Raw genomic sequence first — 26,645 nt, forward strand, 5'->3', positions numbered from 1 at the left:
GGTATAGGCCATGCGGCCGAAGAACGGCACCCACACCCCGTCGCCGAAGCTCGGCGCCTGGTCCGGCAGCAGCCCGACCGCATTGCCCTGGCGCAGCGCCCGCACGAAGGCGCGCACGCCCTGCGAGGTCGCCGGCACCACCTGCAGGCCCGACATGCCGCGCGCCGCGTCGAGCAGCGGCGCGAGGATGTCCTTGCGCGGCGGGCGGAACATGACGGTGAGGGGCAGCCGCTGCGCGGTATAGCGCGCGGTAATCTCGAAGCAGCCCAGGTGCGGTGTCAGGAAGAAAATGCCACGGCCGTCATCGATGGCGCCCTGCACCACGTGCCAGTCGTCCGTGACCACCTGCGCCACGCTTTGCCGGGTGCGAAACCAGACCCGCGGCAACTCCATGATCATGGCGCCCGATTCGCCGGCGGCGCGGCGCGCAAATGCGGCATCCGGGTAGCCCGCGATCGCGGCGTTGGCGCGCAGGCGCTCGCGGTACTGGCCCGGGACGGCGTAGGCAAGCCGCCCCAGCACGCGGCCGGTGCCTTGCAGCAGCGGCAGCGGCAATGCGGCAATCAGCCGGAACAAGACGGGCAGCGCACCTGCCCCATGCCGAAAATGGTCATCCATCTTTGTATCAGTTCATCGGTGCGTGGCCTGGCGCCACGCGCATTCATGCTTTGCTGCGTTGGTTCGGTTCGGGAAAACGTGCCGCGCCGCTCAGGGCGCCACGATTTCGATGCTGTCGACCCGCGCCGGATCGAACGCCATGTAGCCCGCGATCTGCGCCATGGCCGCGTAGGGGTGCTCGTAAGTCCACACAGCATTGATGCCGCGCTGGCCGGCCGCGGGAATGCTGTAGTAGCTGCATTCGCCCTTGTACGGGCAGTACGTGGCATGGTCGCTGCGCTGCAGGCGGGACAGGTCGACATCCGTGCGCGACACGTACTGCACCGCGGCGTAGGCGGCCTCGCGCAGCGTCAGCGCCGCGAGCGTATCGGCCACCACCACGCCGCCGGCCTTGACGACGACGCGCCGGGGATTTGGCTCGATCGTGATCGGGTGATCGGGGCCGGGAATCTTGATTGGCTTGGTGTTCATCCTGGCGGTCTCCGGTGTGTGGCTGGCGCAATGCCCGCAATGTTACTTCGATGCCGGAAACGGCGCAGGCCGAGGGCGCCCGGCCAGCCTCCCGGACCACGCCAGGAAACATATTCGCCACTTTTGCGGCGAGCCGGGCGCCTTGCCTCAGCGCGTCGCCACGATGAAGAAGCGCGGGAACGGCAGCAGCACGGAGCCGTCGGCCAGCGCCGGATAGGCGCGCGCCACCTCGGCCGTGTAGCGCTCGAGATAGGCGCCGCGCTCGGCCTCGTCGAGCGGGTCGATGAACGGGCGCAGCCCGGTGCCCTTGAACCATTCCACAATGGCCGCCGGGCCGCCTTCCAGCGCGTGGTGGTAAGTGGTCTGCCACACGTCGACCGTGCTGCAGTGTGCGCGCAGCAAGGCGTAGTACCAGGCCGGACGAGCCAGCGTCGTGCGTGCCTGCGCGGCGGCGGCGAGCTTGCCAGCCCACGGGCCGTCCGCGGCGACCTCGCGCATCAGCCGGTGGGCGGGGGTGTCTAGGGTATCGGGCACCTGGATCGCCAGGCTGCCGCCGGGCGCGAGCTTGGCGGCCAGCGCGGGCAGCAGGCGGTCGTGCTCGGGCAGCCACTGCAGCACGGCGTTGGCGAGGATCAGGTCGTACGGGCCCGGGTTATCCCAGGACTCGATGCCGGCGACTTCGAACTCCAGGTCCGGCAGGCGCTTGCGCGCGGCCTCGATCATGTCGGGCGAGCTGTCGAGGCCGGCCACGCTGGCGCCCGGGAAGCAGGCTGCCAGGACCTCGGTCGAATTGCCGGGGCCGCAGCCGATGTCCACCGCGCGGCGCGGCTCGCGCCCCGGCACGGCGGCCAGCAGGTCGCGTACCGGGCGGGTGCGTTCATTCTCGAATTTCACGTATTGCTTGGCTGACCAGGTCATTGCTGCTCCTTTGCAGGATCGGGGCCAGTGTCCGGTTCTGGTGTCCGGCTCTGGCGTTTTGGTGTTCGGTTGTTCAGTCCGGGCGGTCCGGGCGGTCCGGCGGGTTCGCGGCCGGCCCGCACGCCGAGGCCGGCAGGCGCGGCTCGCGCAAGGCCGCCCTGCCCCTGGCGGTCAGGTGCACGATGGCCTGCGCGCGCGGCAGGCCCGGGCGCAGGTCGAGCCCCACCAGGCCGGCCGCGGTGGCGTCTTCCCACGCGCTCAGCCGCGGACAGGATGTGCGCCAGGCGTCCATGGTGTCCTCGAAGGTGCGGGGGCCGGCCTCCACCCACGCGAGGAATTCCAGCAGATTGCCGGACCAGGCTGGCGCGACGACGCTTTCGCCCGGGTTGCTGTCTTGTTCCATCGCTGCGCTCCGCCGTCTCGCCTGACACGCCGACAGCATAGGCGCGAACTGCTATGATTTCCAATGCATCTTTAGTACAAACCCCATACCTTGAGAGTATTGCAATGATCGAACTGCGCCGGCTGCGGGCCTTCGTCGTCCTTGCCGAGGAAGGGCATGTCACCCGGGCCGCCGAGCGCCTGGGCATGCAGCAGCCGCCGCTGACACGCCTGCTGCGCGGGCTGGAGGAGGAACTGGGCGTGGTGCTGATGCGCCGCCTGCCGCGCGGCGTGCGGCCCACCGAGGCCGGGCTGGCGCTGCTGGAGGAAGCGCGCGCGGTGCTGGCACGCGCCGCGGGCGTGGCGGACGCGGTGCGCCGCGCGGCGGCCGGCGAACAGGGCCGGCTGGCGGTCGGCTTCACCAGCTCGGCCGCCCTGCATCCCTTCGTGCCCGCCGCGCTGCGCCGCTTCCGGGAGGCCGTGCCAGGCGTGGCCGTGACGCTGGAAGAAGCCGGCACCAGCGAACTGGTCGACGCGCTCCTGCATGAGCGGCTCGACGCGGCTTTCGTGCGCTCGCCGGTCGGCAGTACCGCCGGCCTGCTGCTCGACGCGGTGCTGGAGGAGCCGATGCTGGCCGCACTGCCCGCGGCGCATCCGCTCGCGGCGGATGCCACGCCGCTCCCGCTTGCGGCCCTCGCGCACGAGCCTTTCATCCTCTATCGCCGTCCGGCCGGACCCGGCTTGTACGACGCCATCCTGGGCGCATGCCGCGAAGCCGGCTTCAGCCCGCTGGTAGCGCAGGAAGCGCCGCGCCTGCCGGCCACGCTGAGCCTGGTCGCGGCGGGCCTCGGCGTGTCGGTGGTGCCGGCGTCGATGCGGCGGCTGGGCGGCGAGGACATTGTCTATCGCGCGCTGGCGGATCACCCGCCGCTGAGCGCGCCCCTGCACCTGGCCATGCGTGACGACGGCCTCTGCGCCGCGGCCGCGCGATTCCGCGCACTGGTGCGCGACATCGCCGGCGCGCAATGCGGCGACGACCCCAGGCCGCTCCCCCGCGCGGCGCCCAAACCCGGCATAATCGGCTGAAACTCCAGCGCGGGCCGACGCGATCATGAACCACCGGGTCATTCTCATCTGCGTCATCGGCGCGGCCGCCGCGGCCGCCCTGGTTGCCAGCGCCGCTCGTGCCGCGGATCCGCCCGCACCTGCCGGCACAATCGCCACTGCGCCCGGCTGACACGCCGGCGAGCGGGCCGCGCAGGCCTGAAGCGGAACAGCCGGCCCTGGTCATCGAGCAGCGCCCGCTGCCGCCGCAGCAACTGTTCCCGCCCACCTACGAAGAAGCCATGACCGCGCTCGTGCGCGCGCTCGACATCGATGCGCTGCTGGCTTCCGGGCTGAAACTGGCCTTTGCAAAGCTCCCCGCGAAGATCGGCCCGATACCGAAGGAGCGCTACGTGGAATGCACGCGCACCAAGCTTTCCGCGCAGATCATCGAGACCGCCGTCAGGCCCGCGCTCGATGCGGAGATCGGCGATGCCGACCTGGCGACCAGCCTGGCACGCCTGCTCAACTCGCCGGTCGGGCAGAAGACCAGGCAGGCCGCACTGGCGGGCCTGGCACTGCGCGACGCGGGCATCACGGGTGCGGACGCGCTCGAATTCAATCGGTATATGGAGAACGCCGCCCTGAAAGCCTTCCTGGAAAACGGCGGGCTGCGCCGCGTGAAGAATGCCGTTTCCCGGACGCTGGATGCGGAGGGCAAGCGCGCGGCCAACGCTTGCGCCAGGGAACTGGTGCCCTTGTACCGGCTGCGCAACGAGCGCTCGGCGTGAATGGTCGCGGCGGCCGAATGTCGCGGCGGGCAGAGGCACGCGCCGGCGGGCGGCCTCGTGAAATACCGTTACAGTTGTATCCCCCCCTGGGCTCGCGGCAGGACTAAAGTCAGGTCACGGCTATTGCATGACGAGGACAAAAAATGAAGCAAGGTTTCTGCTACGCGCTGGGTATCGGAGCGCTGGCCTGGGCGGTCTCCCAGCCTGCGCTGGCACGTGTCGATGTCGACCTGAACATCGGCGTGCCCGCGCCGGTGGTCGTGGCGCCGGCACCGGTCTATGTCCCGGCGCCGGTCTATGCGCCGCCCCCGGCCCCGGTCTACGGGCCGCCTCCGGGCTACGGGCCGCCGCCCGGCTATGGTCCGCCTCCGGCCGTGGCCTACCCGGCGCCGCCGGTGGTCTATGGACCGGCACCCGTGGTGGTCGCGCCGGGGCCCGCGATCGTGATCGGCTGGCACGGCGACAGGTACTGGGACGGTGGCCGCTGGTGGGCGCGCCGCGACTGGTACGCGTATCACCATCAGCACGGGTACCATCGCTGAGCGGGCCGCGCTGCTGTTGCGCTGTTGCGCTGTCACGACATCGGCACCTGGCCCAGGCAGCAAATCGTTAGTTCTTATTACAAAGAAAAACCGCCCCATGCAGGGCGGTTTTTCTGTTTGGGCAACACCTTGCCTCAAGGGATGCGGCCGCCAGGCGGCCGGCACCCTTGCCGGCATCCCGGACCTCACTCCACCTTGGCGGCGCCGAGGGTGAACTCACCATCGCGGTAGTCCACCGGCACCACGTCCTTGGCGGCAAACCGGCCTTCCAGGATGGCGCGCGCCACCGGATTCTCGATCTGCTGCTGGATCGCGCGCTTGAGCGGACGCGCGCCGAACACCGGGTCGTAGCCTGCGCTGGCGATCTTGGCGACCGCCGCCTCGCTGACTTCGAGCGCCATGTCCATGCGTGCCAGCCGTGCCCGCAGCCGTTCGAGCTGGATGCGTGCGATCGACTCGATATGCTGCTGGTCGAGCGAGTGGAACACCACCACCTCGTCGATCCGGTTGAGGAACTCGGGGCGGAAATGGGTCTTCACTTCCTGCCATACCGCGCCCTTGACCGCCTCGTGCGGCTCGCCGGACATCGCCTGGATGATCTGCGAACCGAGGTTCGAGGTCATCACGATCACGGTGTTCTTGAAGTCCACCGTGCGGCCCTGCCCGTCGGTCAGGCGGCCGTCGTCCAGCACCTGCAGCAGCACGTTGAAGACGTCCGGGTGGGCCTTCTCGACTTCGTCGAGCAGCACCACGCTGTACGGCTTGCGKCGCACCGCCTCGGTCAGGTAGCCGCCCTCYTCGTAGCCCACGTATCCCGGCGGCGCGCCGATCAGCCGGCTCACGCTGTGCTTCTCCATGAATTCGCTCATGTCGATGCGGATCAGGTGGTCCTGCGAATCGAACAGGAACTCCGCCAGCGCCTTGCACAGCTCGGTCTTGCCCACGCCGGTGGGGCCGAGGAACAGGAACGAGCCATAGGGCTTGTTCTCGTCGGCCAGGCCGGCACGCGAGCGGCGGATGGCGTCGGACACCAGGCGCACGGCCTCGTCCTGCCCCACCACGCGGCGGTGCAGGTAGTCCTCCATCTTGATCAGCTTCTCGCGCTCGCCCTGCATCATGCGCGAGACCGGGATGCCGGTCGCGCGGCTGACCACCTCGGCGATTTCCTCGGCGCCGACCTGCGTGCGCAGCAGCTTGTTGGGCTGCTTCTGCTCGCTGGCTTCGGCCACCGTGGCGGCCTTGAGCTTGCCTTCGAGCTCGGGCAGCTTGCCGTACTGCAGCTCGGCCACCTTGTCGAGCTTGCCTTCGCGCTGCAGGCGCGTGATCTCCAGGCGGATCTTGTCGATCTCTTCCTTGAGCGCGGCCGCGCCCTGGGCGGCACCCTTCTCGGCCTTCCAGATTTCCTCGAGATCGGCGTACTCCTTCTCCAGGCGCGTGATTTCCTGCTCGATCAGCTCGAGCCGCTTCTTCGAGGCCTCGTCGGTCTCCCGCTTGACGGCCTCGCGCTCGATCTTGAGCTGGATGGTGCGGCGCTCGAGCTTGTCCATCACCTCGGGCTTGGAGTCGATCTCCATCTTGATGCGCGCGCCGGCCTCGTCSATCAGGTCGATGGCCTTGTCCGGCAGGAAGYGGTCGGTGATGTAGCGGTGCGACAGCTCCGCCGCGGCGACGATGGCCGGGTCGGTGATCTCCACGCCGTGGTGCAGTTCGTACTTCTCCTGCAGCCCGCGCAGGATGGCGATGGTGGCCTCCACGCTCGGCTCGTCGACCAGCACCTTCTGGAAGCGGCGCTCCAGCGCGGCGTCCTTTTCGATGTACTTGCGATACTCGTCCAGCGTGGTGGCGCCGATGCAGTGCAGCTCGCCGCGCGCCAGCGCGGGCTTGAGCATATTGCCGGCGTCGATGGCGCCCTCGGCCTTGCCCGCGCCCACCATGGTATGGATCTCATCGATGAAGACGATGGTCTGGCCTTCGTCCTTGGCGATGTCCGACAGCACGGCCTTGAGGCGTTCCTCGAACTCGCCGCGGTACTTGGCGCCGGCCAGCAGGCCGGCCATGTCGAGCACCAGCACGCGCTTGTTCTTCAGGCTCTCGGGCACTTCGCCGTTGACGATGCGCTGGGCCAGGCCTTCCACGATGGCGGTCTTGCCCACGCCCGGCTCGCCGATCAGCACGGGATTGTTCTTGGTGCGGCGCTGCAGGATCTGGATGGCGCGGCGGATCTCGTCGTCGCGGCCGATGACCGGGTCGAGCTTGCCGATGCGGGCACGCTCGGTGAGGTCCACGGTGTACTTCTTGAGCGCTTCGCGCTGGGTTTCCGCATCGGCGCTGTTGACGGCATCGCCGCCGCGCACGGTCTCGATGGCGGATTCCAGCGACTTGCGCGACAGGCCGTTCTCGCGCGCGACGCGGCCGGCCTCGCCCTTGTCGTCGGCCACGGCGAGCAGGAACAGTTCGCTGGCGATGAACTGGTCGCCGCGCTTGATGGCTTCCTTCTCGGTCGCATTGAACAGCGCGTTGAGTTCGCGCCCAACCYGGACTTCGCTGTTGCCCTGGATCTGCGGCAGGCGCTTGATGGCGGCGTCGAGCGCGGTGGTCAGGCCATTCACGTTGACCCCGGCGCGCGCCAGCAGGCCGCGCGCGGCACCGTCATTCTGCGCCAGCAGGGCGCGCAAGACGTGCAGCGGATCGATGTATTGGTTGTCGTTGCCGATGGCCAGGCTTTGCGCATCTGCCAGCGCTTCCTGGAATCGGGTAGTCAGTTTGTCTAGTCGCATTTAGGATGCCCTCTTTCTCGGATGCGTGTCCTGATGCGGGAGGCGGGGCGGATGCGCCCCGGCCTGCCGATCCCCCTGGGGTCCGGACACTGGATGTCTTTCCGAAAGATAAGGCTCAGCGCCGACTTTTCAAGGGCCGGCGGCCCGTTTTTGGGGCACCGGGGTGTGGCGCGGGAGATACTCCGTCGCGCGTGCCCGGAGGGCCTCCTCAGGCTGCGACCGGCGCCCGCTTGTCCTCCAGGTTGCGCACCAGCACCAGCGCTTCGCCGGCCAGCACCACGCGACCGTCGTCGCCCGAGATCACAGTGGCCAGGTTGACCAGATCCTTGTCGCCGCGCAGGCGCACGATGCGCACCGAGGCGGTCAGCTGCTCGCCCAGCCGCGCCGGCGAGCGCAGCCGCAGCGACTGCTTCATCCAGCCGGTGCCCCGGCCCGGCAGGCGGGTGCCAAGCAGGTCGGAGAACATCCCGGCCAGCAATGGCAGCGGCACGATGGCGCCGCCGAAGCCCCGGCTGCGGGCAAACACCGGATCGGTGTAGAAGCGATTGCCGTCGTCGGTCAGGGATACGTACTCGTCGATATCCGCGGCACTGAAGGTACGTATCGCCGACGCCTCCTGGCCCATGCTGAGATGGTAGAGCGTGCCGTCGCCGGCGACGGCGGACTGTACGGCATCGTCCCCATCATGGCGCTGGGCCTCGGCCMGCGCGGCGGCCGTGGCGTCGACCAGCAGGACGGCGTCGCCCGTCGCGCCCCGGCGTGTCGTCGAGCACCAGCACGGCCGCCACGCCGTCGCCGACGAAGGTGGGCCGCGGGAACATCAGCGTCTGCCCGATCGGCAGCACGGGACGCGGGTTGCTGCGCCGCATCTGGGCGCACAGCAACGAGAACAGCAGCATGCCGTGCGCCACCGTGGCGCCGAAATGCGTGGTGCTGGCGAACGCCGGGTCGCAGTGGATGGGATTGTCGTCGCGCGAGAGCCGGGCGAAGCGATCGAAGTCCTCCTGCGTCAGGATGCGCGGGCTGGATGCCTTCATCAGTTGGGTACCTCTACGGTGCCGCCGGTGACCGTGATCCGGTCGGCATTGGCCGGGACGGCGGCGAACGGCGGCAGATTGGTGGGCAGGATGGTGGGCGCGGGAGAGAGGGTGCCGCCACGCGCGACGGTGCGCACGACCTGCGACGGCGGCAGCGCAGTGCCGGCGGTGAGGTTGGCGTACACCGCATCCAGCGCACGGTTCAGGTAGACGTGCAGCGGGATGAAGCGGTTGTCATAGCCGGCCACCGCGCCGATGAAGCTATCGAAGTGCTGGCCGTTGGTCACCTCGATATAGGACAGCTTGCTGGCGCCGCCCTCCTGCAGGTTGTTGTAGCCAAGGTAGGGCCGCGAGGTGTGGTTGAYCGGCAGCAAGGCGTCACTGCGGCCATGCACGATGATGGCCGGCTTGCCGTGCAGGTTGCCCGAGCGCAGCGTCTGCGCCAGGCCCGCCTGCAGCGCCTGGGACTGGGCATCGGCGCCGCTGAGCAGCCCGCGCAGGCAGCGCGCGCCGTCGAGGTTGGCGTCGGCCACGCCGTTGCCGGGCGACTTGGAATAGATGTCGCGCAGCGGGCCGCCCGGGTTGTTGTCGTTGATCAGTTGCACGCCGGCCGCGGGTGGCACGCCGTTGCCGGTCGCGTACAGGATATTGAGCACCTCGGGCGCGATGACCGCCGGCGTCAGCACCGCCGTGCCGGTGGCGGCGAAGCTCAAGCCGCACAGGCGGTCCGTCACGCTGGCCCGCGCAAGCGCATTGGCGAAGGTCACCGAAACCGCATTGGCCACTTCGAACAGGGCCAGCGAGGGATGGAGCACGTCCGACTCGGCCTCCCAGCCCGCGTCGTGCAGCGCCTGCAGCGCGTTGGCGGCCTGGGTGGCGGTGTCGGGGCCGGTGATGATGCCTGCGCTGACCAGCAACTGGCAGCGGTTGAGCGCCGGCTGGGCCAGCGCCACGGCAGGCAGGCCGTACAGGCTCACGGMCGGCGCGTTCACCAGTGCCACCGCCTGCGACGTGCACAGCTGCAGCAGGTTGGCCGTGGTGGTGTAGTCGTAGAGCGTGCGGCCCGACGCAAGGACCGGCGCGCCGCCGCGCGTGACGGTCACGCCAGTGACGGCGGGCAGGTTGAGGTTGGGCTCGCCCACGGCCACGCCGTCGATCAGGCCCTGGGTGTCCTGCTCGGCCGCCGCAATGGCTGCGCCGCCGCCGTTGGAGACGCTCGACGCGATCACCACCACCGTCTCAGGGGCGAACGAGCGCTCGCGCGTGCCGTCGGAGGCCACCGTGCCGAAGCGGTCGTTGAGCGCCCACAGGGCAAACTGCGCGGCCTGCAACGTGAAGGCGCCCCAGTCCTTTTCGGGATTGCGCTGCGAATGCGCATGCTTGAACGCCAGGCGGTGCGGCGCGAGCGCGTTGAACGCGGCCAGGGTGGTGGTCGGGAACGGCGCGGCGAACTGCGCATTGGCGCCGGCGGTGCTGCGCGGTGCGCGCGTGCCGTCGATCAGCGGCACGGTATCGGTATCCAGGTCGTGCGGTGCAGCACCGGTGCCTTTGTCGGTGTAGGCCACCGCGCAACCGCGCTTGAGCGCCCATTCGCCGGTGGAGATGGCGCCATAGACGCCGCGCGAGCCGGACGAGGTGGCGGTGATCAGGCAGGGCTTGGCGACGTTGAAGCTGTCGGGGATCTGCACCAGCATCGTGACGTTCTGCTTGCCGCTGCCGTCGTCCGAGAACGCCAGGTACTCGCGCCCCGCCACCTTGCCCTGGCTGGCGGTGACGTTGCCCTGGGCGTCCACGTTGGGGCCGTACAGCGAGCCGAAGCCGCCGCCCGTGGTGGTATCCACCAGCGCGCGGTAGTTGGTGTAGATGGCATAGCGGCGCAGTTCGACCGCAGTGGGCGCCGCCGGGTTCAGCGGCAACGGCGCGGTGGCCGATGCCAGGCCGTCCTTGCCGAGGCCGGCGGTCAGCAGGTCGTCGGTGTTGCCGTCGTAGCTCTTGATGGTCACCGTGCCGATATTGACCGGCTTGATATTGGGATTGCCGTTGCCGCTGTTGTTATTGTTGCCGCCACCGCACGCGGCCAGCAGAAGGCCGGCCGCGCCGGCCAGCGCGAGCCGCGCCCGCGTTGCGCTCCAGACTGGCCGAACGGTACCACCGATACTCACTGCAAACTCGCGCCACATATCGTGCCCCTTTTTGCATGCTTGCTTGATCGGATAACGCATTACGCCAACTGCTTTCCCAATACTGCAACCCCTTGCCGCGCGAGCCCCTGGCCGCTCAGGACGGCGCGAAGCGCGCGCGCAGCTTGTGCTTCTCCACCTTGCCGGACGGGGTGCGCGGCAGCGCCTCGATCAAGCGCACGTGCCGCGGCACCTTGTATCCGGCCAGCGTGGCGCGGCAATGCGCGAGCAGCGCCTCGGCATCGAGCGCCTGGCCGGGCCGGGCCACTACCAGCGCCATGCCGACCTCGCCCCAGCGCGCGTCCGGCACGCCGATGACAGCGGCCTCGGCCACCGCGGCGAGCTGGAACAGCGCGTTCTCCACTTCGGCAGGATAGACGTTCTCCCCGCCGGAGATAAACATGTCCTTGGCGCGGTCGATGATGTAGTAGTCGCCCTCTTCATCCATATAGGCGATGTCGCCCGAGTACAGCCAGCCGTCGCGGATGGCGGCAGCCGTGGCCTGCGGCAGGTTCCAGTAGCCGGGTGTGACGCCGGGGCCCTTGATCAGCAGCTCGCCGCGTTCGCCGGGCGCCACGTCGTAGCCGAGCGGGTCCACCACGCGCGTGAGCATCGAGCCTACCGGCTTGCCGATGGTGCCGATCTTGCGGCGCGCGGTGGCCTCGTCGCAGACGAATACGGTGGGCCCGGTCTCGGTCATGCCGAAGCCGAAGCAGATCGTCACGCCCTTGGCGAGGTAGGCCTCCAGCAGCGGGCGCGGCACCGGCGAGCCGCCGGCGGACATATTGCGCACGCGCGAGAAATCCGCCGCGGCGAAGCCCGCGTGCTGGCTCAGGAAGAGGTAGACCGCGGGCACCGCGAAGAACATCGTGATGCCCGCCCCCGCGTGCGTGCCGGCGGCCGCATCGAGCTTGCGCAGGGTCACCGCGGCATCGAACTGCCGCATGATGTGCACGGTGCCGCCGGCATGCAGCACCGGGTTGGCGTAGAGGTTGAGCCCGCCGGTGTGGAAGAACGGCAGCACGTTCAGGAACACGTCGTCGCGCGTGATCTTGTTGGCCAGCATGGCGTTCACGGCATTGAAGAAAACCATGCCGTAGGTCTGGATCACGCCCTTGGGCCGGCCGGTGGTGCCGGAGGTGTAGAGCAGGTGCCAGATTTCGTGTTCGTCGCGGCAGGGCATCTCGATGACGCGGCCGGACGCGCGCGCCAGCACCGTCTCGTACTCGGTCCAACCGCCGGGCACGTCCGCGCTTTCGTCGTCGGCCATATGCAGCACGGCGCGCAGCGGCATGGCGCGGCTCAGGGCGATGGCGGTGGCGAGAAAGCCGTCGCCGGCGACCAGCACCTCGGGCGAACAATCCTCCAGGATGGGCAGCAGCTCGGCCTCGGGCAGGCGCCAGTTCAGGCAGACCATCACCATGCCCGCCTTGGCGCAGCCATACAGCATTTCGAGGTAATCCGAGCTGTTGTGCGCCAGCACCGCCACGCGGGCGCCGGGCGCCAGCCGCAGATGCTCGCCGAGATACTCGGCAAAGCGGCTGGCGCGCTCGTCGAACCGGCGGTACGTCACCGTGCGGCCGCTCTGCACGTCGACCAGCGCGATCTTGTCCGGGGTGTGCCGGGCGTTCTTGTGCAGCCAGTCGACGACGTACATGTGCAGGGTCTCCCGTTGTCTTTTATCTTGCGCGCAGTACCAGTCTAGGAGGCTACCTCGTGTTCGGCCCGGTCGCCGCGCAGGCGGCCGACGATGCCCTGCGGGAAGTAATACACGCTGAGGATGAACAGCAGCCCCAGCCACAGCAGCCAGCGATCCGGGTGCAACAGGCCGGACAGCAGCGGGATCGCCGCGGTGCCGTCGCTGGCCAGCTTCATCACGTCCTGCAGGTAGGTCTGCGCCACCAGGAACAGCGTGGTGCCGATGATAGCGCCGTACAGCGTGCCCATGCCACCGATCACCACGATCAGCAGGATATCCACCATGATCTCGAACGACAGCGAGGTGTCCGGACCGTTGTAGCGCAGCCAGAGCGCCATCAGCACGCCGGCCAGCGTGGCGAAGGCGGCCGACAGCACGGTGGATACGGTGCGGTAGACCACGGTGCGGTAGCCGATCGCCTCGGCCCGGAAGTCGTTTTCGCGGATGGCCTGCAGCACGCGCCCGAACGGCGAGTTCACCACGCGCAGCAGCAACAGGAACAAGGCCAGCGCGCCGGCGAACACGAAGTAGTAGGAGAACAGCTTGCCGTTGAGCGGCACGCCGAACCACTCGGCGTCTCCCAGCGTGAAGCCCRGCGTGAAGATCTCGGGCACCTTGAAGGTGATGCCGTCCTCGCCGCCGGTCCACTCGGACAGCTGCGATACCAGCGTGGCAAAGGCGGTGGCCACGGCCAGCGTGATCATGGCGAAGAAGATCGCCCTCACCCGCAGCGAGAACAGCCCGATCAGGAAAGCCAGCGCCATCGACACCAGCAGCGCGCCCACGGTGCCGAGCGCCAGCGCGCCCCAGCCCGGCTCGAGCCGCGACATGGCGATCGCCACGCCGTAGCCGCCGATGCCGAAGAACATGGTGTGGGCGAAGGAGACGATGCCGGTATAGCCGAGCAGCAGGTCGTAGCTGGCCACCAGCACCACGAAGACACAGATCTTGGCCGCCATGTTGAGCGCGCGCGCGCCGGGGAACAGGAACGGCGCGCAGGCCAGCGCTAGCAGCATCGCCACCAGGATGACGGTCAGCACGCGGCTGCGCGGCAGGTCGCCGGAAAGGAGTCGGGTCATCGCATTTTCCTCGGGGCTCAGCGCCTGGCTACCGGATACAGTCCCTGCGGACGCCACAGCAGGATCATCACCATCAGCAGGATGTTGGAGAACAGCGCCAGCTTGGGGAACAGAAAACCAGTGTAGTTGGCCATCAGCCCCACCAGCAATGCGCCGACGAAACAGCCGGTGGTCGAGCCGAGCCCGCCGATGATGATGACGATGAAGATCAGCACGTTGACCTGCGCGCCGATCGACGCCGTGATGTTCTGCTGGTACAGCCCCCACAGCACGCCGCCCATGCCGGCCAGGCCGGCACCGACCACGAACACGCCGATGAACAGCAGGCGGATGCGGTAGCCGRGCGACTCCACCATCTCGCGGTTCTCCACGCCCGCGCGGATCAGCAGGCCGATGCGCGTGCGGTTGAGCACCAGCAGCATGGCGATGAAGACCGCCAGGCCGAGCACCACTGCGATCAGGCGATATTTCTCGATGGCGGCGTCGCCCAGCAGCACCGCGCCGCGGAAGGTGGTGGGCACCTGCAGCGCGATGGTCTCCGCGCCCCAGATGGCCTTGATCAGCTGCTCGGCCACGATCATGCCGCCCATGGTGATCAGGATCTGCTTGAGATGCTGCCCGTACACCGGACGCACTACCACGCGCTCGAACAGGAAGCCGACAATGCCCGCCGCGACCATCGCCGCCACGATGGCCAGGCCGAACACCGCAAGATTGAGCGCCAGGCTGTCGGCCTCGACCCAGCCGCCCAGCGGCAGCAACACCGATGCCGCCACATAGGCGCCGAGCGCGATGAAGGCGCCGTGGCCGAAGTTGAGCACGTCCATCAGGCCGAACACCAGCGTCAGGCCGGACGACACCACGAACACGATCATGCCCATGGCCAGGCCGGCGATGGTCAGCGTCAGCCAGGTCGAGCCGCTGCCCACCAGGGGATAGGCCAGCAGCATCAGCAGCGGCGCCAGCGCCAGCGGGGTCCAGTCGAGGCGGACCTTGGGCAGGTCCGCCGGCGCGGCCGGCGTGGTGGGTAAGGTGCTTGTACTCGCCATTGTCTCGGTCCCGATCTCTACGTTCTGGCATGAAGCCGGCAATGGGCCGCCGCCTCTCACGCTGCTATTGTCCGCGCCCCGCTTGAAGTGCCCCGCTTGACACGGTTGCTCTCCCCTGCCCCGCTCCCGCAGGCGGGAGCGCGGACAGGAAAAGCCTACTGATGCGCCGCCAGCGACAAGCCCAGCAGGCGTTGCTGCAGCGCATCGTCATCCGCCAGCGCCGCCATGCTGCCGGTGTGCACCACGCGGCCGTCGTCCATCACCGCCACCGTATCGCCCACCGACTTGGCCATGTGGAAGTTCTGCTCCACCAGCAGGATCGAGACGTCGGTCTGCTTGAGCTCGCGGAACACCGTGATCATGTTCTGGATGATGGCCGGCGCCAGGCCCTTGGTGGGCTCGTCGACGATCAGCAGCTTGCGCGGCTCGATGATCGCGCGCGCCACCGACAGCATCTGCTTCTGGCCGCCGGAGAGCACGCCGGCGCGCTGGTGCCAGAAGATCTTCAGCGCCGGAAACATGCGGAACACCCATTCCAGGCGTTGCGTGTCGATGGCGCCGCTGCGCGCGGCCAGGCGCATGTTTTCCGCCACGGTCAGTTCGGCGAACACGCTCATGTTTTCCGGCACGTAGGCAATGCCGGCCTGCGCCACGCGCGGGGTGCCCCGGCGCGTGATGTCGGCGCCGTCGAAATCGATGCGCCCCTCGCCGGCCTGCCACAGGTTGATGCGGTCGGCCAGCGAACGCACCACGTCCATCTTGTGTTCCACCAGCAGCACGGTCTTGCTCCTGTCGCGCCGGATCTCCTGGATCAGGTCGAGGATCACCGGCACCTCGTCCACGCTCATGCCGGCGGTGGGTTCGTCGAACATGAAGATGCGCGGCTGCAATGCCAGCAGGATGCCCACTTCGAGCTTGCGCTGGTCGCCGTGCGGCAGCGAGGCCACCGGCACATGGCGCTTGTCGGCCATGGCCACGCGCTCCAGGCAGGACTCGGCCTCTGCACGCACGGCGCGGTTGCCGCTCCACACCGACCACAGGTCCAGCCCCACGCGCTGGCGCGCCTGTACCGCCAGCCGCACGTTCTCGAACACCGACAGGTTCGGGAACAGGCTGGTCAGCTGGAAGGCGCGGCCGATGCCGCGCCGTGCCTTGTGCGGCACCGGCAGGCGGGTCACGTCCTCGCCACCCAGCAGGATCTGGCCGGCGCTGGGCGGCAGTTGCCCGGAGATCAGGTTGAAGTACGTGGTCTTGCCCGCGCCATTGGGACCGACGATGCAGGTCAGCTCGCCGGGGCGGAATGCGCATGACACCGCATTCACGGCCACATGGCCGCCAAAGCGGATGGTGAGGTCGCGCGTCTCCAGCGCGGGCGGCCCTGCCGCCGCGCGCTGCAGCGCTGCCGAAGTGCCGGCGGAAATGGCGCCCACCGTCATCACCGCTTGTTGCGGACCGGCACGCTCATCTCCTCGGGCTTGATCTCGCGGACCAGCTCGGGCACGCCCCACGCGAACGCCGGATCGACCTTGATCTTGAAGTGATACATGGACTGCAGGGCCTGGTGGTCCTCCTTGCGGAAGGTCATCTTCCCCTTGGGCGTCTCGAACGACATTCCCTCCATCGCACCGATCAGCTTTTCCGTACCGGTGTCGCCGTTGGTCTTCTTGAGCGCCTCGACCAGCGCGATGCCGGCCGCCATGCCGCCTGCGGTGAAGAAGTCGGGCGGGGTCTTGAACTTGCTGTAGTGGTTGGAGACCAGCCACTCGTTGGCCTTGTTCTTGGGAATGCCGAAGTAGTAGTAGGTCGCGCCTTCCATGCCCGGGAAGTTCTTGTAGCTGGTCATGGCCGGCAGGATGTTGCCGCCGGTGGCGATCTCGATGCCGTAGCGCTTGGGATCGAGGTCGGCGATCTTGAACGGGTTGCCGGCACCGGCCCAGATGATGAAGATGACCTTGCGGCCCGGCTTGTCCTTGAGCGAGTCGAACAGGCGCTGCGCGCCGGCGGTGAAGTCCGTGGTGTTGGTGGGCAGGTATTCCTCGTGGACGATCTTGGCGTTCTTGAGCGCGCCCTTGAAGGCCTTCACGCCGTCGCGGCCGAAGGCGTAGTCCTGTGCCAGCGTGGCGATCTGCACGCCGGGCTTGTCCAGCGCCACCGCGTTSGAGATGGCRTCCTGCGAGSWRTTGCGGCCGGTGCGGAAGATATAGCGGTTCCACTTCTCGCCGGTGATCGAATCCGCCACGGCGGGCTCGACCAGCAGGATCTTCTTGTACTCCTCGGCCACCGGCAGCATCGCCAGCGCCGTGCCCGAGGAGGTCGGGCCGACGGCGATGTCGGCGCGGTCGTCGCTATAGGCGGCGGCCAGCTGCGCCTTGGCCACGTCGGGCTTGCCCTGGGTGTCCTTCTCCAGCACCACCAGCTTGTTGCCATTGACCGCCATGGTGCCGTTGGTGGCGTACTCCAGGCCCATCATCAGCCCGGTCTGGGTCTGCTTGGCATAAGCTTCGAGCGCGCCGGTCTTGTCGTAGACGTGGGCGATGCGGATGTCCTTGGCCTGGACGCCGACGGCGGCCAGCAGGCCGGCCAGGGCGAGCGCGCCGGCGGCTTGGTGCTTGCGTTGCATTCCTGTCTCCTCTTTGGATGTTTCTTCTTGTTGCTGGTGCGGATCGGGCTGCCGACCGACGATCGGCGACGGTATTGCCTGACGTTACAGCTTGTTCTTCTGCTTCTTGCCTTGCGGTGCTTTCAGCTTGTTGCTTGCTGCTTGCTGCATTCCTGCGCGCGTGCCGCTCAGCACGGGGTCGTGGCACCGAGGAAGCGGCGCATGCCGGCCGCGGCCTCGGCGCTGGCGATCTGCGCCACGAAGGCCGCGCGCTCGCGCTCCAGGCCGTGCGCCAGCGCCTCCGGGTCCCAGCGCAGCAGCGCGCGCGTGTGCGCCACGCTGCCGGCGACCTTGTCCTTCAGTGCGGCCGCCAGCGACAGCGCGCAGGCCTCGGCCTGGCCACCAGGCGCCAGGTGCGTCGCGATGCCGAGCGCCGCGGCCTGGCTGGCGGTCAGCGTGGTGTTCTCGAGCTGGATCGCACGCGCCCGGGCGTGGCCGATCATCTGCGGCAGCATCGCCGTCCAGCCGCCGTCGGGACTGAAGCCCACCACGGTGTAGTACGGCGCGATGCGCGCGCCCTCGCCGAGCACCGTCATGTCGCAGGCCAGCGCCAGGCCCAGCGCGCCGCCGGTGAGCCAGCCCTCCACTGCCGCGATGACCGGGCAGCGCAACGCCGCCAGGCGCAGGATGCACGTATTGAGCAAACCCAGCAGGCGCTGGGCGTAGGCCTCGAGCGCCGTGCGCTGCGCCGCATGGGCGGCGAAGGCGGCCACGTCGCCGCCCGTGGAAAACGAGCGGCCGGCATGCCCCAGCACCACCGCGCGGACATCGGCATCGGCCTCCACGCGCTCAAGCGCGGCCAGCAATTGCTCCAGCAACTCCGGCACCAGGCTGTTGTGGCGGACGGCGCGGTTGAGCCGCACCACGGCCGTGCCGCCGACGCGCTCGACCAGCACCAGCGCGCTCATCGCGCCTCCAGGCCGTGGGAAATCATGTCGAAGGCGGTATCGACCACCTTGTCCATCGACGCCGGACGTTTCCACAGCGCGTAGCGCATGCCGAGGAAGTTGCTGATGCCGATCAGGCACCAGGCGCGCACCTCGGCATCGCCCGGCGAGATCTGGCCCTGCTCTTCGGCCTTGCCCAGGCGCCGGCTGTAGACGTCGGCGAAAACCTGGAAATAGCTGCTGTAGATGGTTTCGTCCACCGAATAGGAATCCAGCACGATGCGGTACAGGTTCTTGTGGCGCGAGACGAAGGAGAGAAAGGCCTTGAGGCCGAGCCGCTCGGCTTCGATCTGCGTCTGCGCCGGCCCGACGTGCTTGCGCAGGTGGGCGCGCACCAGTTCCAGCATGTGCTGCACTAGCGCCCGGAAGATGTCTTCCTTGTCCTTGAAGTAGAGGTAGAAGGTGCCCATCGCCACCTCGGCCTCCTGCGTGATCTCGGAGATCGACGCCACGTAGTAGCCCTTCTCCCCGAACACCTTCTCGGCGGCGCGCAGCAGCGCCTCGCGGGTCTTCTGGCCGCGCGCGGTCTTGGGCTGGCTTGCGCCGGATTCGGTCAGGGACATCAGAGCTCCGGGATCATGAAACATGATAGCTGATTCATGTTTCATGATATAAACGTGGCAATCCGAATGTCAATACATCGCTTTCCCGAAGCCAGAGCCTGCCACGGCCGCGGGTTCGAGACAAGCCAGCTCAACGACCGGGAACTCGCCCTTGGATGATTCGCGCACGGCGTTGCTCGCCCATCCTGCCGCATCGGCCCCGCCCGACTTCGACGTCCATCCGGCCCGCGGCGGCCTGCCGGGCTGGCGGGAGGCGGGCAACGGCCCGGCGCTGCTGCTGCTGCACGGCTGGTCGCTGTCGGGCGAAGCCTTCGACGGCCAGCGCGCGCTGGCGCAGGCGGGCCTGCGGGTGATCGCGCCGGACCACGCCGGACATGGCCTGTCTGCTGCGCTGCCGCAAGCAGCCCGGGCCACGGTGGCGCGGCTGGCGGCGGACGTGGCGGCGCTGGTCCGCCACCTGGGCCTGCGCGAGGTGACGGTGGCGGGATGGTCGATGGGTGCGATGGCGGCGTGGGAGTTGCTGCGCAGCCATGCCGCGCTGCCGCTGGCGGCGGTCGGCGCCATCGATATGACGCCGTGCCTGGTAACGGGCCCGGACTGGCAGCACGGCCTGCACGGGCGCTACGACACGACCCTGGCCGCGCAGATGGCCGCGCGCGTGCGGCAGGACTGGCCCGCGACGGCCGCTTTGGTGCGAGATGGACTGTGGGCAGCGGGCAGCCAGCCCGATCTGGCGCGGGCCACCTGGCTGGAGGCCGTCATGGGGCAATGCGCACCGCAAGCGCTGGCCTCATTGTGGGAGGACATGGCCCGCAGGGACTACCGGCAGACCCTGGCGCAGACCGGCGTGCCGCTGTTCCACCTGTATGGAGAGCGCAGCCGCCTCTATGCGCCGGCCGTCGGCCAGGCCACGCAGGCCCTGCAACCGGCCGCGCGGCTGGCCATCGTGCCGGGGACGGGCCATGCGCCGCATATGGAGCGGCCGGAAGCATTCAACACGGCCCTGCTGGCGATGCTGTCCGGCGCGGCCGCAGGCTGGCGCCCGTGACGATGCGCCGGCAGGACGCTCAGGCCAGCAGGCGGTAGGTCCACAGGCCAAGCACGGTCAGCGCCAGCGAGCCGCCGAGGTGCAGCAGCAGATGTACCACGGCCCAGCCATAGTCGCCGGCCATCAGGTTGGCCACGACCTCGCTGGAGAAGGTGGAGAAGGTGGTCAGTCCGCCGAGAAAACCGGTCACTGCCAGCAGCCGCCATTCGGCCGGCAGTCCGGCATGCGAATCGAAAAATCCCACGGCAAGGCCGATCAGGTAGCCGCCCACCAGGTTGGCGGCCAGCGTGCCGTAGGGCAGCGCGGGGTTGACCGCATTCCACATGACCGAGAACAGCCAGCGCAGCCACGCGCCCRCSGCGGCGCCSACRCCSACCGCGACAAATCCGAGCGGGCCCATCAGTTCCCGGCTTCCTGATCTTGCCGCTGCGCGTCGGGCGCGCCGGTGGCCGCCTCCCCGCTGGCATTGAGCGAGCGAATGCCCCAGCGCTGCAATGCAGCCTCGTCGGTGACCCGCGCGTCGACCCAGCGCGCGCCCTCCGGGGTCTGCTCCTTCTTCCAGAACGGCGCCTCGGACTTGAGGTAGTCCATGATGAATTCGCAGGCGGCGAAGGCGTTGCCGCGGTGCGCCGAGGCCACCGCCACCAGCACGATCTGGTCCAGCGGCAGTAAGGGCCCGACCCGGTGCACGATGGTGACGCCGAGCAGCGCCCAGCGCTCCCGGGCCACCGCCTCGATGCGGGCCAGCGCCTTCTCGGTCATGCCCGGATAGTGCTCCAGCTCCATCGCGCTGACCGCAGCGCCGTCGCTGACATCGCGCACCGTGCCGATGAAGCTGGCCACCGCGCCCACGCCCGGCTGGTCCTGGCGCAATGCCGCCACCTCGGCGCCCAGGTCGAAATCCTCGCGCTGTACCTTGACGCTCATCTCAGCCTCCCGTGACCGGCGGAAAGAAGGCCACTTCGCAGCCTTCGGCCAGCACGCTGCCAGGACTCGCCACGTCGTGGTCAACCGCCATGCGCAGCGCACGGCCTTCCGCCAGCACCTCGGCCCAGGCGCCGCCGCGCTGGCCGAGCCATTGGCGCAACTCGCCCACGGTGGCCACCGTGGCTGGTACTTCGACACGTTCCTGCCCCAGGCCCAGTTGCTCGCGCACGCTGGCAAAGAAGCGCAGTTCGATCTTCATGGCAGCCGCTCTCCTCAACCCACCAGTCCATCGAAGGCGATGTACTGCACGGTGTCGCCGCGCGCGATCGACTGGCCCGGCGGGTTGTCGACCAGGCCGTCGCCCCACACGGTGGAGGTCAGCACGCCCGAACTCTGGTTGGCGAACATCTCCAGCCCGCCGGCCTGGTTGATGCGCACGCGCAGGAATTCGTTGCGGCGGTCGCCCTTGGGCAGGTCGAAATCCGCGCGCAGCAGCAGGCGGCGCGGCATCACGTCCTGCACGCCCTGCAAGCGCAGGATGAAGGGACGCACGAACAGCAGGAAGGTCACGAAGCTGGACACCGGGTTGCCCGGCAGGCCCAGGAAGTAGACCGGGGCCTGCCCGTCGCGCGCGACCTCGCCAAAGGCCAGCGGCTTGCCCGGCTTGATGGCGATCTGCCACAGGTTGAGGCGCCCTTCGGCTTCCACCGCCGGCTTGATATGGTCTTCCTCGCCCACCGAGACGCCGCCCGACGTGATGATCAGGTCATGCCCGGCTGCGGCGCGCCGCAGCGTGTCGCGCGTGGCGGCCAGGGTGTCGGGCACGATGCCGAAATCGCTGACCTCGCAGCCGAGTTTTTCCAGCAGGCCGCGCAGCGTGAAACGGTTGGAGTTATAGATGGCGCCCGGCTTGAGCGGCTCGCCGGRCATGGCGAGCTCGTCGCCGGTGAAGAAGACGGCGACCTTGACGCGCCGCACCACGTCGAGTTCGGCCTGCCCCACCGAGGCCGCCAGGCCCAGCGCCTGCGGCGTCAGCCGCGTGCCGGCCGGCAGGATCACGCTGCCCGAGCGGATATCCTCGCCGGCGCGGCGTATCCATTCGCCGGGTTGCGGCGCATGGTTGACGATCACCTCGTCGCCCTCCGCCACGCATTGCTCCTGCATGACCACGGCGTCGGCACCCGGCGGGATCAGGCCGCCGGTGAAGATGCGCGCGGCGGTTCCGGCAGCCAGCGCCGTGCCGACATGGCCCGCGGGAATGCGCTGCGCCACGCGCAGGCGCGCCCCGGGCGCCGCCACGTCGGCGCTGCGCACGGCGTAGCCGTCCATCGAGGTGTTGTCCGCCGGGGGCACGTCCAGCGAGCTCGCCACGGGCGTGGCCAGCACGCGGCCATTGGCGTCCAGCGTGGCGATACGCTCGGCTTGCGCGAGCGGCGTGGCGCCGGCCAGCAGGGCTTCGAGGGCCTGGGCCATGGTCAGCATGGGGGGACGGGCTTGCGCGGCGGCTTGGGTCATGACGAAAGCGGTTAGGTGGGACGGCAACCCCACGGTCGCCCATGGGAAACGGCCCGCGTACCGCCCCCGGTACATGCGGGGCGATGCGCGGGCCGTGCGGTTCAGCTCGGCAGATCCGATTGTAGCGAGTTGCCGCCGCCCCGGCCAACGGGCCGGCGGCGGCATGGTCTTTACAAGCCGGTATGGCCGGCGATGAAGGCCTTGATCTTGCCGGCGTCGGCCGGCATGACCTCGAAACGCTGGGGCAGCTTTTCGATGCCGTCGAAGCTGGCCGGCCGCTCCGGCTCGTGGCCGAGCGCCTCGCGGATGGTGTCGGCGAACTTGGCCGGCAGCGCGGTTTCCAGCACGACCATCGGCACGCCGGGGGTGAGGTGCTCGCGCGCGACCTTGACGCCGTCGGCGGTGTGCGTATCGATGGTGATGCCGTAGCGTCCGGACAGGTCGCGGATGGTGGCGACGCGGTCCTCGTGGGTGCTGCGGCCCGAGACGAAGCCGAAGGCGCGGATGCGGTCGAATTCCGGCGTGCCGGCCAGGTCGAAGCCGCCCCTGGTGTCCACATCGCGGAACAWCKCSGCCAGCTTGCCGGCATCSYGGCCSAGCAGRTCGAACACGAAGCGCTCGAAGTTSGASGCCTTSGAGATGTCCATGCTCGGGCTGGAGGTGTGATACGTCTCGGCCGACTTGCGCACGCGGTAGGTGCCGGTGCGGAAGAACTCGTCGARCACGTCGTTCTCGTTGGTGGCCACCACCAGCTTGTCGATCGGCAGGCCCATCATGCGCGCGATATGGCCGGCGCAGACATTGCCGAAATTGCCCGATGGCACGCAGAAGGAGACCTTCTGGCCCGGGCCGTCGGTGGCCAGCAGCCAGCCCTTGAAGTAGTACACCACCTGGGCCACCACGCGCGCCCAGTTGATCGAGTTGACCGTGCCGATCTTCTGGCGGGCCTTGTAGTCCAGGTCGTTCGACACGGCCTTGACGATGTCCTGGCAATCGTCGAACACGCCTTCGACCGCCAGGTTGAAGATGTTCGGGTCCTGCAGGCTGAACATCTGCGCGGTCTGGAACGCGCTCATCTTGCGGTGCGGGCTGAGCATGAACACCCGGATGCCTTGCTTGCCGCGCATCGCGTACTCGGCGGCGCTGCCGGTATCGCCGGAGGTGGCGCCGAGGATGTTCAGCTCCTGCCCGGCACGCGCAAGCGCGTACTCGAACAGGTTGCCGAGCAGCTGCATGGCCATGTCCTTGAAGGCCAGCGTGGGGCCGTTGGACAGGCCCAGCAGCTGCAGGGGAGTACCGCCCTCCTCACCCAGCGTGCGCAGCGGGGTGATGTCCGCGGTGTTGTCGCCGGGGCGGGCATTGCAGTACACCTCGGCGGTGTAGGTCTTGCGCGTGAGTGCGCGCAGGTCCTCGGCCGGGATGTCGTCGCAGAACTTCGACAGGACTTCGAAGGCGAGATCGGCGTACGACAGCTTGCGCCAGGCTTCGAGCTCGTCGGTGGTGACCTGCGGGTATTCCTGCGGCAGGTACAGGCCGCCGTCCGGCGCCAGGCCGCCCAGCAGGATCTCGGAGAAGGTTTGCGGCATCTCGTGGCCGCGCGTCGACTGGTATTTCATCGCTCGCTCAGTTCAGTTCTTCCATGCGCAGGCGCGTGACCGCGGACAGCACGGTGGGGAGTGCCTCGATCTTGGCGATGGCRGCATTGACCTGCTTCTCGCGCGTGAGGTGCGACAGCATGATGATGTCGGTCTGCGGCTCGCCCTCGCGCGATTCCTTCTGCAGCATGGCATCGATGGAGATGCCGGCGTCGGCCAGGATGCGGGTGATGTCGGCCAGCACGCCGGTCTCGTCCGCCACGCGCATGCGCAGGTAGTACGAGCTGGTGACTTCCTCGATCGGCAGCACCGGCACGCTGGAGAGTTCGTCCGGCTGGAACGCCAGGTGCGGCACGCGGTGCTCGGGGTCGGCGGTGTGCAGGCGGGTCACGTCGACCAGGTCGGCGATCACGGCCGAAGCGGTCGGCTCGGCGCCGGCGCCCTTGCCGTAGTACAGCGTGGCGCCGACGGCGTCGCCCTGCACCAGCACGGCGTTCATGGCGCCTTCCACATTGGCGATCAGGCGCTTGGTCGGCACCAGGGTCGGGTGCACGCGCAGCTCGATGCCGTTTTCGCGGCGGCGCGTCAGGCCCAGCAGCTTGATGCGGTAGCCCAGCTCTTCGGCATAGCGGATATCCACGGCCGACAGCTTGGTGATGCCTTCCACATAGGCCTTGTCGAACTGCACCGGCATGCCGAAGGCGATCGAGCTCATCAGCGTGATCTTGTGGGCGGCGTCGATGCCTTCGATGTCGAAGGTGGGATCGGCCTCGGCATAGCCCAGCGCCTGGGCTTGCTTGAGCACGGTGTCGAAGTCCAGGCCCTTGTCGCGCATCTCCGACAGGATGAAGTTGGTGGTGCCGTTGATGATGCCGGCGATCCACTCGATGCGGTTGGCGGTCAGGCCTTCGCGCAGCGCCTTGATGATGGGGATGCCGCCGGCCACCGCGGCTTCGAAGGCCACGATCACGCCCTTCTTGCGCGCGGCCTCGAAGATCTCGTTGCCGTGCACGGCCAGCAGCGCCTTGTTGGCGGTGACCACGTGCTTGCCGTTCTCGATGGCCTTGAGCACCAGCTCGCGCGCGATGCCGTAGCCGCCGATCAGTTCGATGACGATGTCGATCTCGGGACGGGTGACGACCTGGTGCGCGTCGGCCACCACCTCGACCTGCCCACCGGTCAGCTCGCGGGCGCGTTCGGTGTTGAGGTCGGCGACCATGGCGATCTCGATGCCGCGTCCTGCGCGGCGGCGGATTTCTTCCTGGTTGCGCTGCAACACGTTGAACGTGCCGCTACCGACGGTACCGATGCCAAGCAGGCCTACTTTGATGGGATTCATGGACGATCTGACTCAGAGTTGCGGAAAAATGAATTGCGCCGCGCGCCGGCTCAGGCCGCGAGGCCGTGGCGCTTGCGGTATGCCTCCAGGAAGCGGCCTACGCGGCCGATGGCCTCGCGCAGGTCTTCCTCGTGCGGCAGGAAAACGATCCGGAAGTGGTCCGGCTTGTCCCAGTTGAAGCCCGTGCCCTGTACCAGCAGCACCTTGGATTCCTGCAGCAGTTCGTAGATGAACTCCTGGTCGTCCTGGATCGGATACATCGACAGGTCGAGCTTCGGGAACAGGTATAGCGCGGCCTTGGGCTTGACGCAGGTGACACCCGGGATCTGCGTGATCAGCTCGTGCGCCAGGTCGCGCTGGCGGCGCAGGCGGCCGCCTTCGGCCACCAGGTCGTTGATGCTCTGGTAGCCGCCCAGCGCGGTCTGGATGGCCCACTGGCCGGGCACGTTGGCGCACAGGCGCATCGAGGACAGCATGTTGAGCCCCTCGATATAGTCCAGCGCCGGACGCTTGTCGCCCGACACGATCATCCAGCCGGCACGGTAGCCGCAGGAGCGGTAGTTCTTGGACAGGCCGTTGAAGGTCACCGTCAGCACGTCGGTCGACAAGGCGGCGATCGACGTGTGGGTGTGCCCGTCGTAGAGTACCTTGTCGTAGATCTCGTCGGCGAAGATGATCAGGCCGTGCTCGCGCGCGATCGTCACGATGCTCTTGAGCAGTTCGTCCGAATACAGCGCCCCGGTGGGGTTGTTCGGGTTGATGACGACAATGGCCTTGGTATTGGGCGTGATCTTGGCGCGGATGTCGTCGAGGTCGGGCATCCACTCGTTGGCCTCGTCGCATACGTAGTGGACCGGGGTACCGCCCGAGAGGCTCACCGCGGCGGTCCACAGCGGATAATCCGGCGCCGGCACCAGCACTTCGTCGCCGCTGTTGAGCAGCGCGTTCATCGACATCACGATCAGCTCCGAGGCGCCGTTGCCCACGTAGATGTCGTCCAGCCCCACGCCTTCGATGTTCTTCTGCTGCGTGTAGTGCATGATCGCCTTGCGCGCGGCGAAGATGCCCTTGGAATCCGAATAGCCCGCCGAATTGGGCAGGTTGCGCATCATGTCCTGCTGGATCTCTTCCGGCGCGTCGAAACCGAACACGGCCAGGTTGCCGATGTTCAGCTTGATGATCTTGTGTCCTTCCTCTTCCATCTGCTTGGCCTTCTCCAGCACCGGGCCGCGGATGTCGTAGCAAACATTGTTGAGCTTGTTGGATTTCTGGATCGGTTTCACGGCGATGTCGGCAGGAGGCAAGGGCCGCCGGGTGAACGGCGGCTGGCTAGAGAATCTGGGTGGGAAGGAGCGGTCCGCGAGCGCCTGTCCGCTGCAATGCAACGCAAAACGTGGCAGGCAGGGAGGCAAAAGCTATAATTTATCGGATTATGACAGACTTCGGCAGGGATTCTTGCATTGCAG

At 68.3% G+C, this 26,645-nt stretch carries 26 protein-coding genes; 4 read left to right on the forward strand and 22 right to left on the reverse strand.

Translation table 11 applies throughout. The features are described from left to right. The 4 genes from AC1DO7_RS34500 to AC1DO7_RS34515 all read right to left on the reverse strand — a co-directional run. Window positions 1-618 (reverse strand): LpxL/LpxP family acyltransferase (locus tag AC1DO7_RS34500; protein ID WP_477117131.1); only part of this gene is annotated, 618 nt, incomplete at its 3' end. Window positions 619-708: 90 nt separating this feature from the next. Beyond that, a complete protein-coding gene (locus AC1DO7_RS34505; protein WP_441613367.1) occupies window positions 709-1,089 on the reverse strand; it encodes a DUF427 domain-containing protein in 381 nt (126 codons plus the stop codon). Window positions 1,090-1,236: 147 nt separating this feature from the next. Further along, window positions 1,237-2,007 carry a trans-aconitate 2-methyltransferase gene (gene tam, locus AC1DO7_RS34510; protein WP_441613366.1) on the reverse strand — a complete coding sequence of 257 codons (771 nt, stop codon included), beginning with the start codon at window positions 2,005-2,007 and terminating at the stop codon, window positions 1,237-1,239. A 73-nt stretch (window positions 2,008-2,080) separates the two neighbouring features. Then, window positions 2,081-2,410 (reverse strand): hypothetical protein, encoded by a 330-nt coding sequence (locus tag AC1DO7_RS34515; RefSeq protein WP_441613365.1) that lies wholly within the window; start codon window positions 2,408-2,410, stop codon window positions 2,081-2,083. A gap of 104 nt (window positions 2,411-2,514) precedes the next feature. On the opposite strand from AC1DO7_RS34515, the gene AC1DO7_RS34520 reads away from it, so the two are divergent. The 3 genes from AC1DO7_RS34520 (at window position 2,515) to AC1DO7_RS34530 (ending at window position 4,765) form a co-directional block, all read left to right on the forward strand. After that, window positions 2,515-3,474 (forward strand): LysR family transcriptional regulator, encoded by a 960-nt coding sequence (locus AC1DO7_RS34520; RefSeq protein WP_441613364.1) that lies wholly within the window; start codon window positions 2,515-2,517, stop codon window positions 3,472-3,474. Window positions 3,475-3,572: 98 nt separating this feature from the next. Beyond that, window positions 3,573-4,223 carry a hypothetical protein gene (locus AC1DO7_RS34525; protein WP_441613363.1) on the forward strand — a complete coding sequence of 217 codons (651 nt, stop codon included), beginning with the start codon at window positions 3,573-3,575 and terminating at the stop codon, window positions 4,221-4,223. A gap of 143 nt (window positions 4,224-4,366) precedes the next feature. Next, a complete protein-coding gene (locus AC1DO7_RS34530; protein ID WP_441613362.1) occupies window positions 4,367-4,765 on the forward strand; it encodes a hypothetical protein in 399 nt (132 codons plus the stop codon). Window positions 4,766-4,950: 185 nt separating this feature from the next. Here the strand turns inward: AC1DO7_RS34530 and clpB are convergent, their stop codons facing one another. The 11 genes from clpB to AC1DO7_RS34585 all read right to left on the reverse strand — a co-directional run bounded on the left by clpB (window position 4,951) and on the right by AC1DO7_RS34585 (window position 18,755). Beyond that, entirely contained in the window at window positions 4,951-7,542 is a 2,592-nt protein-coding gene (gene clpB, locus AC1DO7_RS34535; protein ID WP_477117132.1) for an ATP-dependent chaperone ClpB, read from the reverse strand. 208 nt (window positions 7,543-7,750) lie between these two features. Further along, complete coding sequence (locus tag AC1DO7_RS34540; protein WP_477117133.1) at window positions 7,751-8,167, reverse strand: MaoC family dehydratase; 417 nt, start codon at window positions 8,165-8,167, stop codon at window positions 7,751-7,753. A 58-nt stretch (window positions 8,168-8,225) separates the two neighbouring features. After that, complete coding sequence (locus tag AC1DO7_RS34545; protein WP_477117134.1) at window positions 8,226-8,579, reverse strand: MaoC/PaaZ C-terminal domain-containing protein; 354 nt, start codon at window positions 8,577-8,579, stop codon at window positions 8,226-8,228. Then, window positions 8,579-10,735, reverse strand: coding sequence for a D-(-)-3-hydroxybutyrate oligomer hydrolase (locus AC1DO7_RS34550; protein ID WP_477117142.1), 2,157 nt, complete (start codon window positions 10,733-10,735; stop codon window positions 8,579-8,581). Before AC1DO7_RS34550 ends, AC1DO7_RS34545 begins: the two co-directional genes overlap by 1 nt. A gap of 121 nt (window positions 10,736-10,856) precedes the next feature. Next, window positions 10,857-12,416, reverse strand: a complete 1,560-nt coding sequence (locus AC1DO7_RS34555) for an acyl-CoA synthetase (RefSeq protein ID WP_441613359.1) — start codon at window positions 12,414-12,416, stop codon at window positions 10,857-10,859. Window positions 12,417-12,460: 44 nt separating this feature from the next. Beyond that, window positions 12,461-13,537 (reverse strand): branched-chain amino acid ABC transporter permease, encoded by a 1,077-nt coding sequence (locus tag AC1DO7_RS34560; protein WP_477117135.1) that lies wholly within the window; start codon window positions 13,535-13,537, stop codon window positions 12,461-12,463. A gap of 17 nt (window positions 13,538-13,554) precedes the next feature. Continuing rightward, window positions 13,555-14,586 carry a branched-chain amino acid ABC transporter permease gene (locus tag AC1DO7_RS34565; RefSeq protein WP_477117136.1) on the reverse strand — a complete coding sequence of 344 codons (1,032 nt, stop codon included), beginning with the start codon at window positions 14,584-14,586 and terminating at the stop codon, window positions 13,555-13,557. Between the two features lie 155 nt (window positions 14,587-14,741). After that, the gene (locus AC1DO7_RS34570; RefSeq protein ID WP_477117137.1) at window positions 14,742-16,022 is read right to left on the reverse strand and encodes an ATP-binding cassette domain-containing protein; all 1,281 of its coding nucleotides are present in this window, start codon (window positions 16,020-16,022) and stop codon (window positions 14,742-14,744) included. Continuing rightward, a complete protein-coding gene (locus AC1DO7_RS34575) occupies window positions 16,022-17,206 on the reverse strand; it encodes a substrate-binding domain-containing protein (RefSeq protein ID WP_477117138.1) in 1,185 nt (394 codons plus the stop codon). Before AC1DO7_RS34575 ends, AC1DO7_RS34570 begins: the two co-directional genes overlap by 1 nt. 167 nt (window positions 17,207-17,373) lie before the next feature. Next, entirely contained in the window at window positions 17,374-18,153 is a 780-nt protein-coding gene (locus AC1DO7_RS34580) for an enoyl-CoA hydratase/isomerase family protein (RefSeq protein ID WP_441613353.1), read from the reverse strand. Then, complete coding sequence (locus tag AC1DO7_RS34585; protein WP_441613352.1) at window positions 18,150-18,755, reverse strand: TetR/AcrR family transcriptional regulator; 606 nt, start codon at window positions 18,753-18,755, stop codon at window positions 18,150-18,152. The genes AC1DO7_RS34580 and AC1DO7_RS34585 overlap by 4 nt, the downstream gene beginning before the upstream one ends. 151 nt (window positions 18,756-18,906) lie before the next feature. On the opposite strand from AC1DO7_RS34585, the gene AC1DO7_RS34590 reads away from it, so the two are divergent. Then, window positions 18,907-19,803, forward strand: a complete 897-nt coding sequence (locus AC1DO7_RS34590) for an alpha/beta fold hydrolase (protein WP_441613351.1) — start codon at window positions 18,907-18,909, stop codon at window positions 19,801-19,803. 19 nt (window positions 19,804-19,822) lie between these two features. Here AC1DO7_RS34590 and crcB read toward each other — a convergent pair whose 3' ends face one another. The 7 genes from crcB to AC1DO7_RS34625 form a co-directional block, all read right to left on the reverse strand. Further along, a complete protein-coding gene (gene crcB / locus AC1DO7_RS34595) occupies window positions 19,823-20,203 on the reverse strand; it encodes a fluoride efflux transporter CrcB (protein WP_477117139.1) in 381 nt (126 codons plus the stop codon). Beyond that, the gene (gene moaE, locus AC1DO7_RS34600) at window positions 20,203-20,730 is read right to left on the reverse strand and encodes a molybdopterin synthase catalytic subunit MoaE (RefSeq protein ID WP_441613349.1); all 528 of its coding nucleotides are present in this window, start codon (window positions 20,728-20,730) and stop codon (window positions 20,203-20,205) included. Before moaE ends, crcB begins: the two co-directional genes overlap by 1 nt. 1 nt (window position 20,731) lies before the next feature. After that, window positions 20,732-20,989, reverse strand: a complete 258-nt coding sequence (gene moaD, locus AC1DO7_RS34605; protein WP_441613348.1) for a molybdopterin converting factor subunit 1 — start codon at window positions 20,987-20,989, stop codon at window positions 20,732-20,734. Between the two features lie 14 nt (window positions 20,990-21,003). Then, complete coding sequence (locus AC1DO7_RS34610; protein WP_477117140.1) at window positions 21,004-22,245, reverse strand: molybdopterin molybdotransferase MoeA; 1,242 nt, start codon at window positions 22,243-22,245, stop codon at window positions 21,004-21,006. Window positions 22,246-22,415: 170 nt separating this feature from the next. After that, the gene (thrC, locus tag AC1DO7_RS34615; RefSeq protein WP_477117141.1) at window positions 22,416-23,861 is read right to left on the reverse strand and encodes a threonine synthase; all 1,446 of its coding nucleotides are present in this window, start codon (window positions 23,859-23,861) and stop codon (window positions 22,416-22,418) included. Between the two features lie 7 nt (window positions 23,862-23,868). After that, the gene (locus tag AC1DO7_RS34620; RefSeq protein WP_441613345.1) at window positions 23,869-25,179 is read right to left on the reverse strand and encodes a homoserine dehydrogenase; all 1,311 of its coding nucleotides are present in this window, start codon (window positions 25,177-25,179) and stop codon (window positions 23,869-23,871) included. A 50-nt stretch (window positions 25,180-25,229) separates the two neighbouring features. Next, window positions 25,230-26,462 carry a pyridoxal phosphate-dependent aminotransferase gene (locus tag AC1DO7_RS34625; RefSeq protein ID WP_441613344.1) on the reverse strand — a complete coding sequence of 411 codons (1,233 nt, stop codon included), beginning with the start codon at window positions 26,460-26,462 and terminating at the stop codon, window positions 25,230-25,232. Window positions 26,463-26,645: the final 183 nt, after the last annotated feature.

The sequence above is a fragment of the Cupriavidus sp. 05N40 genome (assembly GCF_056397305.1).

Excerpts from the sequence above, each read along its gene's own strand:
- AC1DO7_RS34505 (WP_441613367.1), bottom strand. The coding sequence starts at position 1,089 with ATGAACACCAAGCCAATCAAGATTCCCGGCCCCGATCACCCGATCACG.
- tam (WP_441613366.1), bottom strand. The coding sequence starts at position 2,007 with ATGACCTGGTCAGCCAAGCAATACGTGAAATTCGAGAATGAACGCACC.
- AC1DO7_RS34515 (WP_441613365.1), bottom strand. The coding sequence starts at position 2,410 with ATGGAACAAGACAGCAACCCGGGCGAAAGCGTCGTCGCGCCAGCCTGG.
- AC1DO7_RS34520 (WP_441613364.1), top strand. The coding sequence starts at position 2,515 with ATGATCGAACTGCGCCGGCTGCGGGCCTTCGTCGTCCTTGCCGAGGAA.
- AC1DO7_RS34530 (WP_441613362.1), top strand. The coding sequence starts at position 4,367 with ATGAAGCAAGGTTTCTGCTACGCGCTGGGTATCGGAGCGCTGGCCTGG.
- AC1DO7_RS34540 (WP_477117133.1), bottom strand. The coding sequence starts at position 8,167 with ATGGGCCAGGAGGCGTCGGCGATACGTACCTTCAGTGCCGCGGATATC.
- AC1DO7_RS34555 (WP_441613359.1), bottom strand. The coding sequence starts at position 12,416 with ATGTACGTCGTCGACTGGCTGCACAAGAACGCCCGGCACACCCCGGAC.
- AC1DO7_RS34570 (WP_477117137.1), bottom strand. The coding sequence starts at position 16,022 with ATGACGGTGGGCGCCATTTCCGCCGGCACTTCGGCAGCGCTGCAGCGC.
- AC1DO7_RS34580 (WP_441613353.1), bottom strand. The coding sequence starts at position 18,153 with ATGAGCGCGCTGGTGCTGGTCGAGCGCGTCGGCGGCACGGCCGTGGTG.
- AC1DO7_RS34585 (WP_441613352.1), bottom strand. The coding sequence starts at position 18,755 with ATGTCCCTGACCGAATCCGGCGCAAGCCAGCCCAAGACCGCGCGCGGC.
- moaE (WP_441613349.1), bottom strand. The coding sequence starts at position 20,730 with ATGAGCGTCAAGGTACAGCGCGAGGATTTCGACCTGGGCGCCGAGGTG.
- moaD (WP_441613348.1), bottom strand. The coding sequence starts at position 20,989 with ATGAAGATCGAACTGCGCTTCTTTGCCAGCGTGCGCGAGCAACTGGGC.